Origin of the sequence: Klebsiella sp. LTGPAF-6F, assembly GCF_001753185.1 — a bacterium.
GTDB classification, from domain to species: Bacteria; Pseudomonadota; Gammaproteobacteria; order Enterobacterales; family Enterobacteriaceae; genus Klebsiella; species Klebsiella michiganensis.
Genome location: NZ_CP017450.1, coordinates 2,787,307 through 2,804,756 on the forward strand (window position 1 = coordinate 2,787,307; position 17,450 = coordinate 2,804,756).

Here is a 17,450-nt window from a genome sequence, read left to right on the forward strand (position 1 = left end):
GCCTCGCGGCGGCAACTGATGCGTCCCCGGGAGCATAGTTCACTATGTGACCGGGGCAAATGAAGGCAGCCAACAAAGAGGCAGCCTGAAGGACGACGTGTATAAATGGAGAAGTAATATGGCAATTCCAGTCTATCTGTGGCTGAAGGACGACGGCGGCGCGGACATCAAAGGTTCCGTGGACGTGAAGGACCGTGAGGGCAGCATCGAGGTGGTGGCGCAGGAGCATAACCTGTACATCCCGACCGACAACAACACCGGGAAGCTGACCGGCACGCGAATCCACACGCCGTTCCTGTTCACTAAGGAAATCGACGCCTCCAGCCCGTACCTGTACAAGGCGGTAACAACCGGCCAGACGCTGAAGTCGGCGGAGTTCCGCTGGTACAAAATCAACGACGCCGGTCAGGAAGTGGAGTACTTCAACACGAAGCTTGAGAACGTGAAGGTGGTGAAGGTCAACCCGCTGATGCACGACGTCAAGGACCCGTCCTACGAGAAGCATAACCACCTCGAGCAGATTGAGCTGCGTTACGAAAAAATCACCTGGACCTACAAGGACGGCAACATCATTCATTCCGACAGCTGGAACGAACGCGCCACCGCCTGATGACTCGCCATATTTCACGCTGTAGCGGCGTTGGCTGCGTTCGCTTGTCGTCTTGCTACAGCGTGAACTATTTAGAGTCATCCCCTGATGGGCAGTTTCCGCTGCCCGTTTTTGCTGAGCGCCTGAACTGACGGGCGCTCAGCAAAAAAAACAATCTGCCTGCCTGACCTGATGCGCTTTGGGTTCCTGAATAACAGGGAACAGCGACGGGCGGTAGCGTGTCCGAAACTGATAAAGAGAAAAGCTCATGGAAAATCCCGCCATTTTGTTACGCCGACTTAACCCTTACTGCGCCCGTGCGATGGAAGGCGCTGCCACCCTGTGCCAGCCCCGGGCGCACGCGGAAATCCTGCCCGAGCACTGGCTGCTGAAACTGCTGGAGCAGGGCGAGGGCGACCTGACGGTGCTGGCGCGGCGCTACGAATGGGATATGGACGCGATATGGCAGGATTTGCTGACCTTTATGGATAAGCTCCCCCGTTCGGTGCGCGGCCGCCCGCAGCTTTCAGACGCTATTCAGACTCTGATGCAGGAGGCATGGCTAAGCGCTTCGCTGGCCGGGGAGGAGCATATCCGTAGTATCCACCTGCTGATGGCGCTGGTGGATAAACAGAGTCTGGTGCGCTGCGACGGCCTGTGGCCGCTGCTGACCCTGGCGCAGAGCCAGCTGGCGCGCCTGCGTCCGCTGCTGGACGCGCAGTCCGAGGAACGCCCGGAGGTGCAGCAGGAAGCAGAGCTGGCGCAGGGCGACGAGGTGGCGTTTGTCGGCCGTCCGGTTAATGCGGGCGTAAAAGAAGGGGATCTGAATCCGGCCCTGCAGAATGCGCTGGATAAGTTCACCCTCGACGTGACCGCCCGCGCCCGGGACGGCAAAATCGACCCGGTGTTCGGCCGTGATAATGAAATCCGCCAGATGGTGGACATTCTTTCCCGACGCCGCAAGAACAACCCGATACTGGTGGGCGAGCCGGGCGTCGGCAAGACCGCGCTGGTGGAAGGTCTGGCGATCAGAATCGCCGAGGGCAACGTCCCGGACGCGCTGAAACCGGTAAGCGTGCGCACCCTTGACCTCGGCCTGTTGCAGGCCGGAGCGGGGGTGAAGGGAGAATTCGAGCAGCGGCTGAAAAACATTATCGACGCGGTGCAGCAGTCGCCGCTGCCTGTGCTTCTGTTTATTGATGAGGCCCACACCCTTATCGGCGCGGGTAACCAGGCGGGCGGCGCCGATGCGGCTAACCTGCTGAAACCGGCCCTTGCCCGGGGCGAACTCAGAACTATCGCCGCCACAACCTGGAGCGAGTACAAACAGTATTTTGAGCGCGATGCGGCGCTGGAGCGGCGCTTCCAGATGATCAAAGTCGATGAGCCGGACGACGACACCGCCTGCCTGATGCTCAGGGGCCTGAAGTCCCGCTACGCGGAGCATCACGGGGTGCACATCACCGATGAGGCGGTGCGCGCCGCCGTCACCCTCTCCAGACGCTATCTGACCGGACGCCAGCTGCCGGACAAGGCGGTGGATTTACTCGACACCGCCTCCGCCCGCATCCGCATGAGCCTGGATACGGTGCCGGCGCCGCTGACCCGCCTGAAGGCGCAGCTCACCGCCCTGGCGATGGAAAAGCAGGCGCTGCTGGAAGATATCGCGGCGGGCAACCACACCCACGGCGAACGCCTGGCGGCCATCGAACAGGACGAAGTCCGTATTATCCTGCAGCTCGACGAGCTGGAAACGCAGTATGGCCAGGAGCTGAAGCTCACGGAAAACCTGCTCGCCTGCCGCGCCGATATCTCCCGCCACGCGGAAATCGCGGACCTGCAAAACCAGCTTAGTGCCGTGCAGCAGGGGAACCCGCTGCTGGGGCTGGACGTGGACGCGCGCACCGTTGCCACGGTCATCGCCGACTGGACCGGCGTGCCGCTCTCGTCTCTGATGAAGGATGAGCAGACGGAGCTGCTGAGCCTGGAACAGCAGCTCGGTAGACGCGTGGTGGGCCAGGATGCTGCGCTGAACGCCATCGCGCAGCGTCTCCGTGCCAGCAAAACCGGGCTGACGTCGGAGAACGGCCCACAGGGCGTGTTCCTGCTGACCGGGCCGAGCGGCACCGGCAAGACTGAAACCGCGCTTGCCCTTGCTGACGCGCTGTTTGGCGGTGAGAAATCCTTAATCACTATCAACCTCTCCGAATACCAGGAGCCGCATACCGTCTCCCAGTTGAAAGGCTCTCCTCCGGGGTACGTCGGCTACGGCCAGGGCGGGATCCTCACTGAAGCGGTCAGAAAGCGTCCGTACAGCGTGGTGCTGCTGGACGAAGTGGAGAAGGCCCATCGGGACGTGATGAACCTGTTCTACCAGGTGTTTGACCGGGGTTTTATGCGCGACGGCGAGGGGCGGGAGATCGACTTTCGCAACACGGTTATTCTGATGACCTCCAACCTCGGCAGCGACCACATCATGCAGATGCTGGACGAACGGTCGGAGGCCACGGAATCTGACCTGCATGAACTGCTGCGTCCGCTGCTGCGCGACCACTTCCAGCCCGCGCTGCTGGCGCGCTTCCAGACGGTGATCTACCGCCCGCTCACGCGGGACGCGATGCGCACGATTGTCGGTATGAAGCTCAGCCAGGTGAGCAAACGCCTCAGTCGCCACTACGGCATGACCACTACCATCAGCGACAGCCTGTACGACGCTCTGACGGATGCCTGCCTGCTGCCGGATACCGGGGCGCGCAACGTGGACAGCCTGCTCAATCAGCAGATACTGCCGGCGTTGAGCCTGCAGCTGTTAAGCCATCAGGCGGCGGGGCAGAAGCCGCAGCACCTGATACTGGGCCGTGATGAAGAGGGGGGGATTGTGATGGAGTTTGGCGCAGGGGCGGGCGTATGAGCGAGATAAAATCCCTGTTGTTCAGCCACAGCCACCATCTGTTAACGGTGCGCGGCTGCAGCGCCCTTCTGGACGTGCTGAGCTTTGAAGGTGAGGAGGCCCTGAGCGAACCGTTCAGATACGTAATTGAGTTCACCAGCGCCGACAAAACCATCACGCCGCAGCAGATGCTGATGCAGGACGCGACCTTCACCCTGCAGGCGCCGGCGGACCAGGGTTTCGGGATTAACATTCAGCAGCCGGTGCGCACGATTCAGGGCGTGGTGACGGCGTTTGAGCGCCTTTCCGCATCCCGCGACGAAACGCACTATTCCCTGACCCTGCAGCCTCGTCTGGCGCTGCTTTCCCGGAGCCACCAGAACCGGATTTACCAGGATATGTCGGTGCCGGATATCGTGGAGCATATCCTGCGTACCCGCCACGCCATGCGCGGGGAGGACTTTGTTTTCACCCTGGCACAGGCGTATCCGCGTCGCGAGCAGGTGATGCAGTACGGCGAGGACGACCTGCGCTTTATCACCCGCCTGCTGGGCGAGGTCGGTATCTGGTTCCGCTTCACCGCCGACACCCGGCTGAACATTGACGTGGTGGAGTTTTACGATGACCAGCGGCACTACGAGCAGGGGCTGGTTCTGCCGTCGGTGCCGCCCTCCGGCCAGCACGACGGCGGTACCGAGTCGGTGTGGGCGCTGAAAAGCCAGCATAACGTGGTGCAGCAGTCGGTGTTCACCCGGGACTACAACTACCGCAACGCGCCGGAGGAGATGAGCCAGAGCGCGGACGTGACGTCCGGCGACGTCACCACCTACGGCGAGGCGTATCACTGGGCGGATAACTACCTGGCGCCGGGCAGCGACGGCCAGCGCAACCCGGAGCCGGAGAGCGGGGCGTTTTATGCCCGTCTGCGCCACGAGCGCTACCTGAACGACCAGACCCGGCTGAGCGGCAGGACCAGCAGCGCGGCGCTGGCGCCGGGCCGGGAGCTGAAGGTCACCGGAGGCGTTGAGGTGACGGAGGTTTTCCGCCAGGGCGTGGTGATTACCGGCATCCACAGCCGCGCCCGTCGCGACCGCAGCTATGAGGTGGCGTTTACGGCCATCCCGTTCTCGGAAAATTACGGCTTCCGTCCGCAACCGGGCGACAGGCTGGTCATGGCCGGCACGCTGCCGGCGCGGGTGACCAGCACAAAAACCAACGATATCTACGGCCATATCGACCGCGACGGCCGTTATAAGGTCAACCTGCTGTTCGACCGCGACCACTGGCAGCCGGGGGAAGAGAGTCTGTGGGTACGTCAGGCGCGCCCCTATGCCGGGGACACATACGGCCTGCACCTGCCGCTGCTGGCGGGGACGGAAGTGGCCATCGCTTTTGAGCACGGGGACCCGGACCGTCCGTATATTGCCGGTGTCCTGCACGACTCGGCGCACCCGGATCCTGTCACCATCCGGAACTATAAGCGCAACGTCCTGCGGACCCCGGCGAACAACAAAATCCGCCTCGACGACGCGCGTGGCAAAGAGCACATCAAGGTCAGCACGGAGTACGGCGGCAAGAGCCAGCTGAACCTGGGGCATCTGGTGGACAGCGAAAAACAGCCACGCGGGGAGGGGTTTGAGCTGCGGACGGACAGCTACGGAGCGATACGGGCCGGGAAGGGAATATTCATTACTGCTGATGCACAATCGAAGGCGCAGGGACAGCAATTGGCGATGGAACCGGCGCTGTCGCGGCTTTCAGCGGCACTAGTGGAAATGCAGTCACTGGCTGCCAGCGCACAGCAGGCACAGGCGCTGGCTGCTGATGTTGGACGTCAGCAGACGTTGCTGCAACAGAAGATAGAGCAGCTTCAGAAGGAAGTACTCCTGGGAACGGCCCCGCAGGGTGTGGCGCTGGCAAGCGGTGACGATATGCTGCTGTCGGCGCAGAAGAATCTGACGCTGATTGCAGGTCAGCAGCTGGATATGGGGGCGCAGAAGGACTTCACACTGGCGGCGGGTAAACAACTCAGTCTCTGGAGTCAGAATGGGGCGAAGTGGTTTGCGTCGCGGGGGGATATTGATATTCAGGCGCAGGGCGGACATATCACCACTTGGTCAACGCAGGACACGCATATTTCGAGTGGCAAGAAACTGGTAATAACGGCACAGGATGAACTGACGCTGATATGCGGGGGCGGATATATCAAAATCAAAGGTGGGAATGTTGAAATTGGCGGCCCTGGAAAGTTGCTGATAAAAAACACCGGTATTAAGAAAGCAGGTTCGGGTAGTATGCAGGGAGTAATGAAGTCGTTTGAGTCGGGAAGTTTTGATGAGAAGTTTGTCATTCGAAATTCTCTGACCAAAGAACCTTTAGCCAATAAGGCATATTCAATAACCATGCCGGATGGAAGGATTGTTTCAGGGGTGACAGATTTAAATGGTTCTACATCATTAAATGCCTCGGATGTCATTGATGATATGACTATCACTCTTATTAAAGGTAGGTAAGATCTCAGTCTTTATTTATGGGGGAGCGAAATGTTACTGATGATTTATTCTTTGTTAATAATTTATGCGCTAATCGCAGGGAGTTTGCTTACATTAGTTGCATGGCTTTGTTGTAAGAGAGTTCATGGTTTGCGTATCATATTGCTGATTTGGTTTGTGTGTATCTGTGTGGCGTTTGTTGCTTTGTATGCTCTGCAATTTACTGAATTTGGTCTCATACGATAATGCTATGTTTTCAAAACAGGAGGTAGTATGGTATATAAGACTGAGCCAGTTAGAGAGTTAGAGATTAAATATGATGATAATGGCCATCCTTCTTGGTGTTCTTTTCCATCGCATAAGAATGTTCAGGTTCGTGGAGCTTGCGATGTGCCACCTCATCTGCCTGGACTTGTAATACTTGTCCATGGTGTTAACTCCACAGGTGAATGGTATCAAAAAGCAGAGTCTGCATTATGTGCAGGATTGAATAAACGCCTTGGACTTGAAGGCACTAATTTTGAGTTAAAGGCTAACATATATAGTGGGGATGACAAGATAGAATTAGATGAGAAAGGCGCCGAAAAAAGAACTCCAATGTCTCCATTAGTAGAAAGGAAATTAGTTACTGACAATGGCCGGTCACCTGTAATTCGATTTTATTGGGGCTATTCATCACCATTAGGTGACGAAGATAAGTTTGTTATTCCTTTGGTAAGTATTAAGGGTGATGACTATCATCAGATGAAGCGAGATGGCGTCCCATTGTATGATATTTTGAAAAAAGGTCCTTATATATGGGGCGGCGGTCCTTTTCAAAATGGCACGAATAATCTTCATTCACTTTGGAGTAAAAAAGGATTCAATGAAGATTTAGCCAATATACCTGGTGCAAAAGTTCAATATGGTAATGAAGACAAAGATCGCTTACTAACCACAGCACCACCACGAAACTATTATGCTCATGCCGCGAAGCGGTTAGCTGATTTATTGGATCTTATTCGAGAGAAATATCCTAAGGATACAGTTACCATAATTTCACATAGTCAAGGAACTATGGTTTCAATGGCTGCTACTGCACTGGCAAATAAAGCACCTGATGCTCTATTTATAATGAATTCACCTTATGCCCTTCATAATAGTCAATTGAATGCCTTTTCAATGCCTCCTGAAGAATGTATTTCTCCATCTGGTCGAGAAAGTACTCTGTCAGCAATAATTGATAAAGTTGCACTTCAATCAACACATTTATCTTCGTTAGGCTATGAGGGGTTGTGTGTAGGTCAATCACAGGATAATAAAAACTGGAAGCCAGATATAACTCTTGTAGCTCCTGACAAAAATGAAACGAGAAATATCCAGGAAAGAGATAATCACGGGAGGACTTATGTTTATTTCAATCCACATGACAGAGTTATGGGTTCCCTCCCTCTGCGTTCGATAGGGTGGCAAGGTTTCCCAAATGATGAAAAAGGCAATCCTCATCCACTTATCACCCAGCATAAGGGGTATTTATTCCAGCGAATGCTTGCCAGAAATACACCTTGTGGTATAGCTCCCGAGTCAAAAACTCCATTTGGTCGATTGCCAGATGGTAAACCCTTTTGGGATGATGAAGGAGATGAATACCAGAGCAGTGGTTTTGTGTACCCAGATCCACCTCACTGGCAAACTGTATTTATTAATGCCGAGGAAGTCCCTGAGCCAATTAAGGAAAATGAACTAAGTGATTTCGATAAAACAAGAGTTGGTGCTGAGCATGGCCCACAGGAAAAAAACGGTTGGGGGGAGAGTGATCCTAAAACTGGTTATAAGAATGACGATACTTACGATAATTTCATTAATTTGTATCCCGATCAGGATATCGTTATTGGTGTCAAAAAACAATCGGAATATGGTACTTACGGTAGCGTAACCCCAGTAACCCGTAAGGAGACGTTTGACGAAAAAGATCGCAGGATACGTTCATATGTCGCACAACCTACAGATCACAGTACCTTACCCAGTAATTTAAATTTTATGGCACGAGTCGTTGCTTATGATTTACCCATTGGTTACTGTGAATCGGGTTGGGATAGGGCTTTTATCACTGATCTACGCCGTCGGGCAGACTGGACTCAGGGACTGGATACATATTTAAAAACCGGAATTCCAAACAATGTTACTGAACCAGAAATAATCAGCAAAGAAACAGCATTGGAAGAAATGATTCGTGTGAAGACCAAAGAATACGGATATTGATATGGGAAAGAAAATAGTTGTTCTTGGCGATGCTACCTCGCATGGAGGTAAAGTAGTCTCTGTATCATCTACTTTTGAAATTGAAGGTAAAAATGTTGCACTGCTGAATGATTCGGTGTCCTGTCCGGAACACGGTTCTAATCCGATAGTGGAATGCGATATGAGTTATGAGGAAAACGGTAGGGGAATTGTGGCGCATGGTTGTAAGAGCGCCTGTGGTTCCGTGATCTTCGCTAGTTTGCCGGATGTGGAGATAGGTTGATGGGCTGGTCATTACCGGAGGTTCCCGCGAGGCCAGATACGCAACCCTGGTCGCCCTGGGTATGCCTATCAATTACTTTCGCCGGTGTATTTATCGCGTTAGTTCGGGTCGTACTGCATTCACCCTCCGGTAGTTTACCAACGCTCGCAAGCGGCTACTGGCTACCACTGACCGGATATACTTTGGTGGGTGTTACAATTACCGTAACCTTTTATTTGTTATGGTGGGAAATACAGACTTTCCGCGTCCGTAACTGGAATAACTGGCGACGAAATATGCACCTGGCCTGGCAGCGTCAAGCACACCTGCATTTATGCGTGACCAGGCATGTGGTATTAACCGCAGACCCACAATTGCTTTCTCGACTAGCGGGTGTTGCGTCTGAAAGCAGCGACGAAACATCTTTATTAACATTGCTTCCCGAAGAAGCTTTTATTCCTGGTATTTCACGCTTTGAACAACTTTGTCGTTTATTAATAAACCAGATTAAAACAATACTTTCTCAGGCCTATCCTTCAGGTCCGTTAACGGTGATAATACAGACATCTGCTCCTGATAAAAAACAGGAAATTCAGTATTTTTCCCTTCTCTGGGAAGATGAAAAATTGCCATGGATGCCAGATATTCATGCCTTATCCAATTCGTCAGTTTTTAATAATTGGAATAAATTCCTGTCTACTGCTCGTTATCCATTGCTTGTACTGGCACTGCATTACCGCCAGCCGGAGGAAGCCTTAGCGGAATTTGCCTGTGCGTTGTTGCTGTTGCCTGAAGCGATGCTTAAATCGTCAGAACAGCGCGATGCAGTGCGAGTATTTCGCGCCATGCCGCTGAATACTGGTGCATTGCCCCGCGAGCTGGCTGAATTGCGCGATATGGCGCAGCAGCCTTCTGGTGTAAAACATCTGGTCTGGCACAGCGGGTTATCTACGTCGTCCGCACAGGCGCTGGGACGGGTGGTTAATGATTTACCTCTGCACCTGCATACTGATATCGCAGCCGGTGGCATTATCGATTTTGCGAAAATCAGCGCAGACTACGGGCATCTGGCGGGATGGCTGATGGTAGCTGCAGCAGCAGAGATGGTCAATTACGGTCCGGGAAGCCACTGGCTGCTACAGGCGGATGACAAACGGGCCGGCGCAATGGTCGTCGGCAATAATCTGCCGGTTATCTGCGATGAAGATGTGAACATACTCCCGTTGCCTTATCCGGCGGGTTCACTCTGCCTTGCCGTATTGCTCAACGTGGCGGCTTTTGGGGGCGTTGCCCGTTTTTTTCCGGACTGGCTGTTCTCCTGGTGCGGCGTGCTCAGTATGTTACTGTCGCTGGCAGTCACTCTACCCGGTGCTGTTTTCCTGCTGCGCCGCGCCCTCACTGCTCTGCAACGCCCCCACTTTGTTCAGACTGCCGGACTTGCCCGCAAGGAATAATCCAATATGAAAAGGTTTTTATACATCCTGGGAGCGGGTCTCTGTGTCCTGGTTGTTTTGTTGGCGCTGTTGTTTATTCTGGCCCAGACAACTCATCTTTTTTTTGAATGGACGGAGGAACGCGTATTCTGGATTTCGCTGTTGGGTGCGGTTTTTCTGACCAGTCTGTTGAGCGTGCTGATTTTTTTTCTTATCCCTTTCCAAAAAAACGACACCCCGCTGACTCCGCAGTACAGTCGCCCGGCAGGCGAGGGGGCTGGTACACAGGAACGGGATATCTCCCTTTCTTCGCTAAAAAAGCACCTCCGCCGTCGCTACAACCTTTTCTGGCGCAGTAAGGTCCGCCTGCTGCTGGTCTGTGGCGAACCCGAACATATCGCCGCCATCGCCCCCGGCCTTGCCGAAAAACAGTGGCTTGAAGGCCTCCGCACGGTGCTGATTTACGGCGGCAGCCTGTCATCGGCGCCGGATACCGGGCGCCTGACCGCCCTGCGTAAGCTGCGCCGCAGCCGTCCGCTGGACGGCATCGTGCTGGCGCTGGATGAGAGACAGACCACCGCCGGTACGCTGGACAACCATCTTCGCACCCTGGAGCAGGTCGGGGGGGCGCTGCGCTGGCAGCCGCCGGTGTACCTGTGGCAGGTGACTGACAGCGACTGGTCGCAGGATGCGCGCGTCACCCAGACGGTAGGGGCGCTTTTCCCGGCCCGCGCCACGCCAGCGGGGGTGGAACGTCAGCTCCGCGCTATCCTGCCATCCCTGCGCGAAAGGGGAATGCAGCAGCTGTGCGCCGGGCCGTCGCACGATTTCCTGTTACGTTTCGGCCGGCAGCTGGAGAAACAGGGAATATCCCACTGGAAAACGCTGCTGACGCCGTGGCTGACGGAGCACCTGAAGCGTGTTCCGCTGCGCGGCCTGATGTTCAGCCCGTCGCTGGCCCCTGAGGATAATGCCGCGGGCCATGAACACCGCTGGTCCGCTCCGGCGGTCTGGCAGGGCGTGACGGCGGACTGCGCTCAGGCGCGGGGCGTGCGGGTAGGGATACCGTGGCAGCGAACGCCGGGCGTCACCCTGCTGGCGCTGATTGCCCTGTGGGGGGCGGGCAGCGTGGTCTCCTTTGCCGTTAACCGCCACCATATCGTCAGCGCGGCGGCGCGGGCGCAGCAGCTGGTGAATCATCCCGAGGTTAACGACCCGCAGCTGATGGCGCTGCAGGCCCTGCGTAACGATATCGGGCGTCTGCAGACGCAACAGGCGAATGGCGCTCCCTGGTACCAGCGCTTCGGGCTGGACCACAATGCGCCGCTCTCTGCCGCCCTGATGCCCTGGTACGGCCGGGCCAGTAACCGCCTGATACGCGATGCGGCCATGCAGGCGCTGACGCAGAAACTGACCGTCCTGGCGAACCTGCCGCCGCGCAGCCCGCAGCGCGCCACGTCAGCTAAAGCGGGCTACGACCAGCTGAAAGCATACCTGATGATGGCGCGCCCGGACAAAGCCGACGCTGCCCTGTACGCGCAGGTGATGACAACCACCGCGCCATCCCGTCCGGGACTCTCCCCGGCGCTGTGGCAGAGTATCGCCCCGGACCTTCACGCCTTTTACATGCAGAGCCTGCCGTCGCAGCCAGCCTGGAAAATCACGCCGGACAGGCAGCTGGTCACCCGGGTACGTCAGGTGCTGCTGGAGCAGATTGGCCGGCGCAACGCGGAAAGTACGCTGTATGAGAACATGCTCACCCGGGTGCGCCGCAGCTACGCGGACATGACGCTGGAGGACATGACGCCGCAGACCGACGCCGGTCGCCTGTTCAGCACGCCGGAGTCGGTGCCGGGGATGTTCACCCGCCAGGCGTGGGAGGGCGGGGTTCAGGAAGCCATTGATAACGCCGTGGCGTCCCGGCGCGATGAAATCGACTGGGTGCTGAGCGATAGCCGTAAAACGCTGCCCGGCGACGTCTCCCCGGAGGCGCTGAAGCAGCGCCTGACGGCGCGCTACTTCACCGATTTTGCCGGTGCCTGGCTGAACTTCCTCAACAGTATCCGGCTGAACCCGGCGCACAATATTGCCGACGTCACCGACCAGTTAACGCTGGCCGGGGACGTGCGCCAGTCGCCGCTGATTGCCCTGATGAACACCCTGGCTTACCAGGGGCAGACCGGGCAGCAGAAAGAGGCCATTTCCGCATCGCTGGTGAAATCGGCGAAAAACCTGCTGGGCGGTGATGACCGGCCGGTGATTGACCAGCAGGCCGCCGGACCGGCAGGGCCGCTGGACAGCACCTTCGGGCCGCTGCTGCAGCTTATGGGTAAAAACAGCGCGCAGAGCGTGATGGCGGCGGACAGTTCGCTCAGTTTACAGACTTACCTGACGCGTCTGACCCGCGTGCGCCTCAGGCTCCAGCAGGTGGCAAACGCCGCCGACCCGCAGGCGATGATGCAGCAGCTGGCGCAGACGGTCTTCCAGGGCAGGAGCGTTGACCTGACCGACACGCAGGAGTACGGCAGCCTGGTGGCGGCAAGCCTCGGTGAAGAGTGGAGCGGTTTCGGGCAGACGATGTTTGTTCAGCCGCTGACCCAGGCCTGGGAGACGGTGCTTCAGCCGTCGGCGGCCAGCCTGAACGAAGCGTGGCAGCGCTCAGTTGTCGCGAACTGGAATTCAGCGTTTAAGGGGCGTTATCCCTTTGCTGCCGCGAAGAGCGACGCCTCGCTGCCGATGCTGGCGGCGTTCATCCGCCGCGATACCGGACGTATTGACCGTTTCCTCAGCACGCAGCTGGGCGGCGTTCTGCACCGGGAGGGCAGCACCTGGGTGGCGGACAGAACCCACAGCCAGGGGTTGACGTTCAGCCCGGCCTTCCTGAACGCGGTGAACCAGCTCAGCCAGCTGTCCGACATCCTGTTTACCGACGGCAGCCAGGGTATCAGCTTTGAACTGCAGGGGGTGGCGATGCCGGAAGTGGTGGAAACACAGCTGACGCTTGACGGGCAGAAACTCCACTATTTTAACCAGGTTGCCGACTGGCAGAGCTTCCGCTGGCCGGGGGTAATCAATAAACCGGGGGCGATGCTGACCTGGACGTCGACGGCGGCGGGAACCCGTCTGTATACAAACCACAGTGGTCCGTGGGGCGTTATCCGGATGCTGGAGCAGATGCAGCGGCAGAAAGCGGGGGACGGGCTGTACCGGCTGAGCGTCACCGCGCCGGACAGGCGACAGCTTCAGTGGCTGCTGCGTACGGAACTGGGCGACGGACCGCTGGCGCTGCTGAAGCTGCGAAACTTCAGTCTGCCGTCGCAGATATTCAGCGTCGGTGTCCCGGCGCCAGGCCGCACGGATGAATATGAATCTGACGTTGTGGAAGGGAGTGAATAATGGCCTCTGTTAATACTCTGATGGGCGGGCTGACAGCCCTCGATCCAGCATGGGCGGCGGTATTGTGTCATTAAATCAACAAAAAGGTGATTTGTATGGGGGCGGGTAACTATTTAGTGGTGGGAGATAAAACCACCTGTGGCGGGGTGATTACTGAAGGTGATGCCACGCAGACGATACTGGGTAAAGCGGCGGCACGCGAGGGAGATAAAGTGACCTGCGGCAGACATTCCGGCATTTACTACATCGCAGGTGGTATGGCGAATGACATGGTGAACGGGCGAAAAATGGCGGGAACGCAGGATAGTCACAGTACCTGCCCGTGCCAGGCGAGGTTTATCCCTTCCATGATGAATGACAATTACGAAAGTTGATAACCGAAAACTATGGACGACTTAACCCTGCGTTATTTTGACGCCGAAATGCGTTACCTGCGTGAAGCGGGCGAAGAGTTCGCCCGCGCCCATCCTGACCGGGCGGCGGCCTTAAATCTCGACAAAGCGGGCGCGCGCGACCCCTATGTCGAGCGCCTGTTTGAAGGCTTCGCCTTTCTGATGGGTCGCCTGCGCGAAAAGCTCGACGACGATCTGCCGGAGCTGACCGGCGGACTGGTGAGCATGATCTGGCCACACTACCTGCGTACCATTCCATCGCTCTCCATTGTTGAGTTCACCGCGGACTGGCGTGAACTGAAAGAACCTGTCCGCATTGAAAAAGGCTTTGGAATTCTTTCTCAGCCCATTGGTGAAAAGCGCACCCGCTGTCATTACACCACGACGCAGCCGCTGACCCTGCAGCCCCTGTCGCTAGCCCGGGCGGGGATCTCGACGGAACCGGATGGGCGCTCGCTTCTCCGCCTGCGCTTTGAGTGCAGCCCGCTGGCAGACTGGAGCCGCATCGATTTAAGCCGCATCCCGCTGTACCTGAATGGCGACGCGCCGCTGGCCTGCGCCTTGCATGAGGCGCTGACGCTCCGGGTGGCGAAAACGGGTATCCGCTTTCCCGGCGATGCTGACCGCAGACCGCTGGACGCCCGTTTTGCCGTCTGCGGTTTCAGTAGGGAGGAGGCGCTGCTGCCGGAGTGCGGCAGTTTCAGCGGTTATCAGCTGCTGCTGGAGTATTTTACCTTCCGTGAAAAGTTTATGTCGGTGACGCTACGCGGCCTGGAAAATGTGGATTTCCCGGAAGAACTGGCGTGGTTTGAAATCGATATCGTGCTGGAGAGACAGTGGCCGCATGAATATGCGCTGTCGGAGAAACATCTGCGCCTGCACTGCACGCCGGTGATTAATCTCTTTCCGCTGGAGTCCGATCCGCTGCATCTGGACTCGTTACAGACCGAATACCTGCTGCGCCCGATGCGTGTCCAGGACGGTCATACCGAGATTTATTCCGTGGATTCGGTCACCTCCTCGCGCCACTCCGGTCACCAGACGTATGTGCCGTTCACCAGCTTCCGTCACAAGGGAGGAATGCTGCGCCATGATGCGCCGGAATATTATTACCATACGCGGGTAAAGTCCGGTCCTTCAGGGCTGCACGACACCTGGCTGACGCTCGGCGGCGAGGCGTTTGATAACCACACCGTACCGGAGAATGAAAAACTGTCGCTCAGCCTGACCGGCACCAACGGCCAGCTGCCGCGCCGGGCGCTGCAGAGTACGCTGCTGGACACGGTGGTGAAATCCACCACCGCGCGCATTCAGGTGCGTAACCTCTGCGCCCCGACGCTGCCGTGCTACCCGCCGGACCGCGATCGTTTTCACTGGCGGGTGCTGAGCCATCTCGGCAGCAGTTTCCTGTGGATGATGGATAACGCCGACGTGCTGCGCGGCGCGCTGGCCCTCTATGACTGGACCGATAACGAGATGAACCGCCGCCTGGAAGCGATTGTCGACGTCAGGCATCGCGAGGTGGAACGTTTTGCACAGGGCCATTTTCTGCGCGGCGTGCAGATTGAGGTGACCCTCGACAGCAGCGGCTTCGCCGGGCACGGCGATATCTGCCTGTTCGGCGAGATGCTGAACCGCTTCTTCGCGCTGTATACCGATATTCACCTGTTCAACCATCTGATTCTGATACTACAACCTGGGGGAGAGCGCCTCGAATGGCAGGAGAACCACAACCGCCGCATTCCCGGCTAAGCCCCCGGCTTGAGCGGGAAATCTATCGTATCAACTTCTACCGCTTCTGCCAGTTACTGGAAAAGCGTCGTCCGGGCGCATCGCCGTTGGGCAGCACCCTGAATCCGGCGGACGATCCGGTACGGTTTCGCCCGCATCCGGGAATGGGCTTCCCGGTCAGCGAGCTGAAAACGGTGGAATATGATGAAGACCATCCGGATGCGCCGCCGACGGTGCGCACGACGTTTATGGGGCTCTACGGCGTCGACTCGCCGCTGCCCACCGCGTGGCTCGACGAGATCGCCCAGCAGCGGGAAGGGCACGAAGCGCAGGAGGCGTTTCTCGATATCTTTAACCACCGCATTCTGACGCAGTTTTACCGCATCTGGCGAAAATATTCCTACCCGGCGACGTTTGAAGCGGGGGGCAGGGACAGCACCTCGCAGAGCCTGCTGGGCCTTATCGGTCTGGGAATGCCGGGTACCGATAAGCATATCGCCACCCCGATATCGCGTTTTCTGGCGCTGCTCGGCATCATGCGCCTGCCTGCGCGTACCGAAGAGGGGATTCAGGCGCTGGTACGTCTGCTGGCTCCCCGCACGCGGACCACCGTCACGCCGCACTGCCCGCGCACGTTTTTCATCAACAATCCACTGGGTTTTTACGGCAATGACGATTTTCTGCTCGATGGCTATAACGTGCTGGGCGACGAAACGACAGAGGTCAGCAGCCAGCTATTGATTGCGCTGTACACGGACGATATTGCCGAGGCGCAGGGGTGGTTACCGGAAGGGCAGATATATCAGGACTTTCTGGTCCTGCTGCGGGTCTATCTCGGCTGGCGCTATAAAGCGCGTATACAGCTGACCGTTCCTGCCCGGTTACTGCCTGCGCCGGTGCTGGGCGAAACCCCCTTTATGCTCGGCATGACGGGGATACTGGGCGTGGAGGGAGAGGAGATCCCGCCCGATATCCCCGCCACCTTTACTATTGAGCCTGGCGGCTATTGCGGAATGCCGTCTGCAACTTTACAACAAGGAAACCAGCGTGTTGCATACCACTTTGATTAAACGATGGAGTTTACTTCTTATGCCTTTACTGCTGACAGGCTGTGGCCTGACGCAGAAAATTAGCGACAGCACCTCATCGGCGGTGAAATCGGTGTTTTATAAGCAGGTAAACGTCCTGCATCTGGACGTTACCGCCCGGGCGGAACTGAACACCGATGAGCGGGAGAACACCTCGCTCTCCCAGCCGGTGATGGTGTGGGTCTACCAGCTCAGTGACCGCAAGACGTTCGATAAACGGGTCTATCAGCAGTTGGTCACGGAAAGCGAGGAGGCCGCCGGAGACGAACGGCTTGCCAGCCGTAGCCTGGTGGTAAAACCCGGCGCTGACGTCAGCCTGGATATGCCGATGGACGAGAAGGCGCAGTTTATCGCGGTGGTGGGGTTATTCCGGGCGCCGGATATGGTGAAGAATGACTGGAAGCTGGTGCTGAGGCGCGACGATCTCGATCCCGACAAACCGCGCATTATTGAAGCCAGCCATAACCGCCTGACGCTGAAACCCCTGAAGGATGACTGAGATGCCCACACGCCATAATGCCCCCTCGCTGTATGAAATGCTGTACGGCAACTTTACCGGCGGACTCGACCTGCATCAGGTCAGTGAGGAAAACCAGGTTATTCTGTCGGTGCTGGATAATATGCAGCGCGTCCTCAACTGTCGCGCCGGGACGCTGGCGCACCAGCCCGATTACGGCCTGCCGGATATGACTAAAATCCTCCAGGGGATGCCGGGTACGGCTCATGAGCTGATGGGCATCCTGTCGGCCGTATTGCTTAAATATGAACCGCGGCTGAAGAAAATTGACGTGGTTCTGCTCGAGCAGGCTATTCCCGGCGAGCTGCGTTACGCCATTGACGCGGAGCTGAAGGGCGTAGGCCTGGTGCGCTACGGCACCGAATTTATGCCCGAGGGCAGGGTGCTTATCCGCCACCTCAAACAGCAGCAGTACCTGGAAGTCCGCTCCTCAATCTAGT

The 17,450-nt window shown here is 57.2% G+C and carries 11 protein-coding genes and 1 pseudogene; all 12 read left to right on the top strand.

Translation table 11 applies throughout. The features are described from left to right. The first annotated feature begins 118 nt into the window (after positions 1 to 118). The 12 genes and pseudogenes from hcp (at position 119) to tssE (ending at position 17,449) form a co-directional block, all read left to right on the top strand. Positions 119 to 610 (top strand): type VI secretion system effector Hcp, encoded by a 492-nt coding sequence (hcp, locus tag BJF97_RS13095; RefSeq protein WP_014229074.1) that lies wholly within the window; start codon positions 119 to 121, stop codon positions 608 to 610. Between the two features lie 247 nt (positions 611 to 857). Next, positions 858 to 3,500, top strand: a complete 2,643-nt coding sequence (gene tssH / locus BJF97_RS13100) for a type VI secretion system ATPase TssH (protein WP_070082925.1) — start codon at positions 858 to 860, stop codon at positions 3,498 to 3,500. After that, a complete protein-coding gene (locus BJF97_RS13105; RefSeq protein ID WP_032694503.1) occupies positions 3,497 to 5,992 on the top strand; it encodes a type VI secretion system Vgr family protein in 2,496 nt (831 codons plus the stop codon). Before tssH ends, BJF97_RS13105 begins: the two co-directional genes overlap by 4 nt. Before the next feature lie 252 nt (positions 5,993 to 6,244). Then, positions 6,245 to 8,212 (top strand): T6SS effector phospholipase Tle3 domain-containing protein, encoded by a 1,968-nt coding sequence (locus tag BJF97_RS13110; RefSeq protein WP_032694504.1) that lies wholly within the window; start codon positions 6,245 to 6,247, stop codon positions 8,210 to 8,212. A gap of 1 nt (position 8,213) precedes the next feature. Beyond that, the gene (locus tag BJF97_RS13115; protein WP_014229081.1) at positions 8,214 to 8,474 is read left to right on the top strand and encodes a PAAR domain-containing protein; all 261 of its coding nucleotides are present in this window, start codon (positions 8,214 to 8,216) and stop codon (positions 8,472 to 8,474) included. After that, the gene (locus BJF97_RS13120) at positions 8,474 to 9,907 is read left to right on the top strand and encodes a hypothetical protein (RefSeq protein ID WP_032694505.1); all 1,434 of its coding nucleotides are present in this window, start codon (positions 8,474 to 8,476) and stop codon (positions 9,905 to 9,907) included. Before BJF97_RS13115 ends, BJF97_RS13120 begins: the two co-directional genes overlap by 1 nt. A gap of 6 nt (positions 9,908 to 9,913) precedes the next feature. After that, entirely contained in the window at positions 9,914 to 13,282 is a 3,369-nt protein-coding gene (locus BJF97_RS13125) for an ImcF-related family protein (protein WP_032694506.1), read from the top strand. Between the two features lie 95 nt (positions 13,283 to 13,377). After that, a pseudogene (locus BJF97_RS13130) lies at positions 13,378 to 13,650 on the top strand (PAAR domain-containing protein); the annotation flags it as partial. 18 nt (positions 13,651 to 13,668) lie between these two features. Continuing rightward, positions 13,669 to 15,426, top strand: coding sequence for a type VI secretion system baseplate subunit TssF (gene tssF, locus BJF97_RS13135; protein WP_032694507.1), 1,758 nt, complete (start codon positions 13,669 to 13,671; stop codon positions 15,424 to 15,426). Beyond that, positions 15,390 to 16,475 carry a type VI secretion system baseplate subunit TssG gene (gene tssG, locus BJF97_RS13140; protein WP_032694508.1) on the top strand — a complete coding sequence of 362 codons (1,086 nt, stop codon included), beginning with the start codon at positions 15,390 to 15,392 and terminating at the stop codon, positions 16,473 to 16,475. Before tssF ends, tssG begins: the two co-directional genes overlap by 37 nt. Next, positions 16,453 to 16,992 (top strand): type VI secretion system lipoprotein TssJ, encoded by a 540-nt coding sequence (gene tssJ, locus BJF97_RS13145; protein WP_032694509.1) that lies wholly within the window; start codon positions 16,453 to 16,455, stop codon positions 16,990 to 16,992. The genes tssG and tssJ overlap by 23 nt, the downstream gene beginning before the upstream one ends. 1 nt (position 16,993) lies before the next feature. Beyond that, entirely contained in the window at positions 16,994 to 17,449 is a 456-nt protein-coding gene (gene tssE, locus BJF97_RS13150; RefSeq protein ID WP_032694510.1) for a type VI secretion system baseplate subunit TssE, read from the top strand. Position 17,450: the final 1 nt, after the last annotated feature.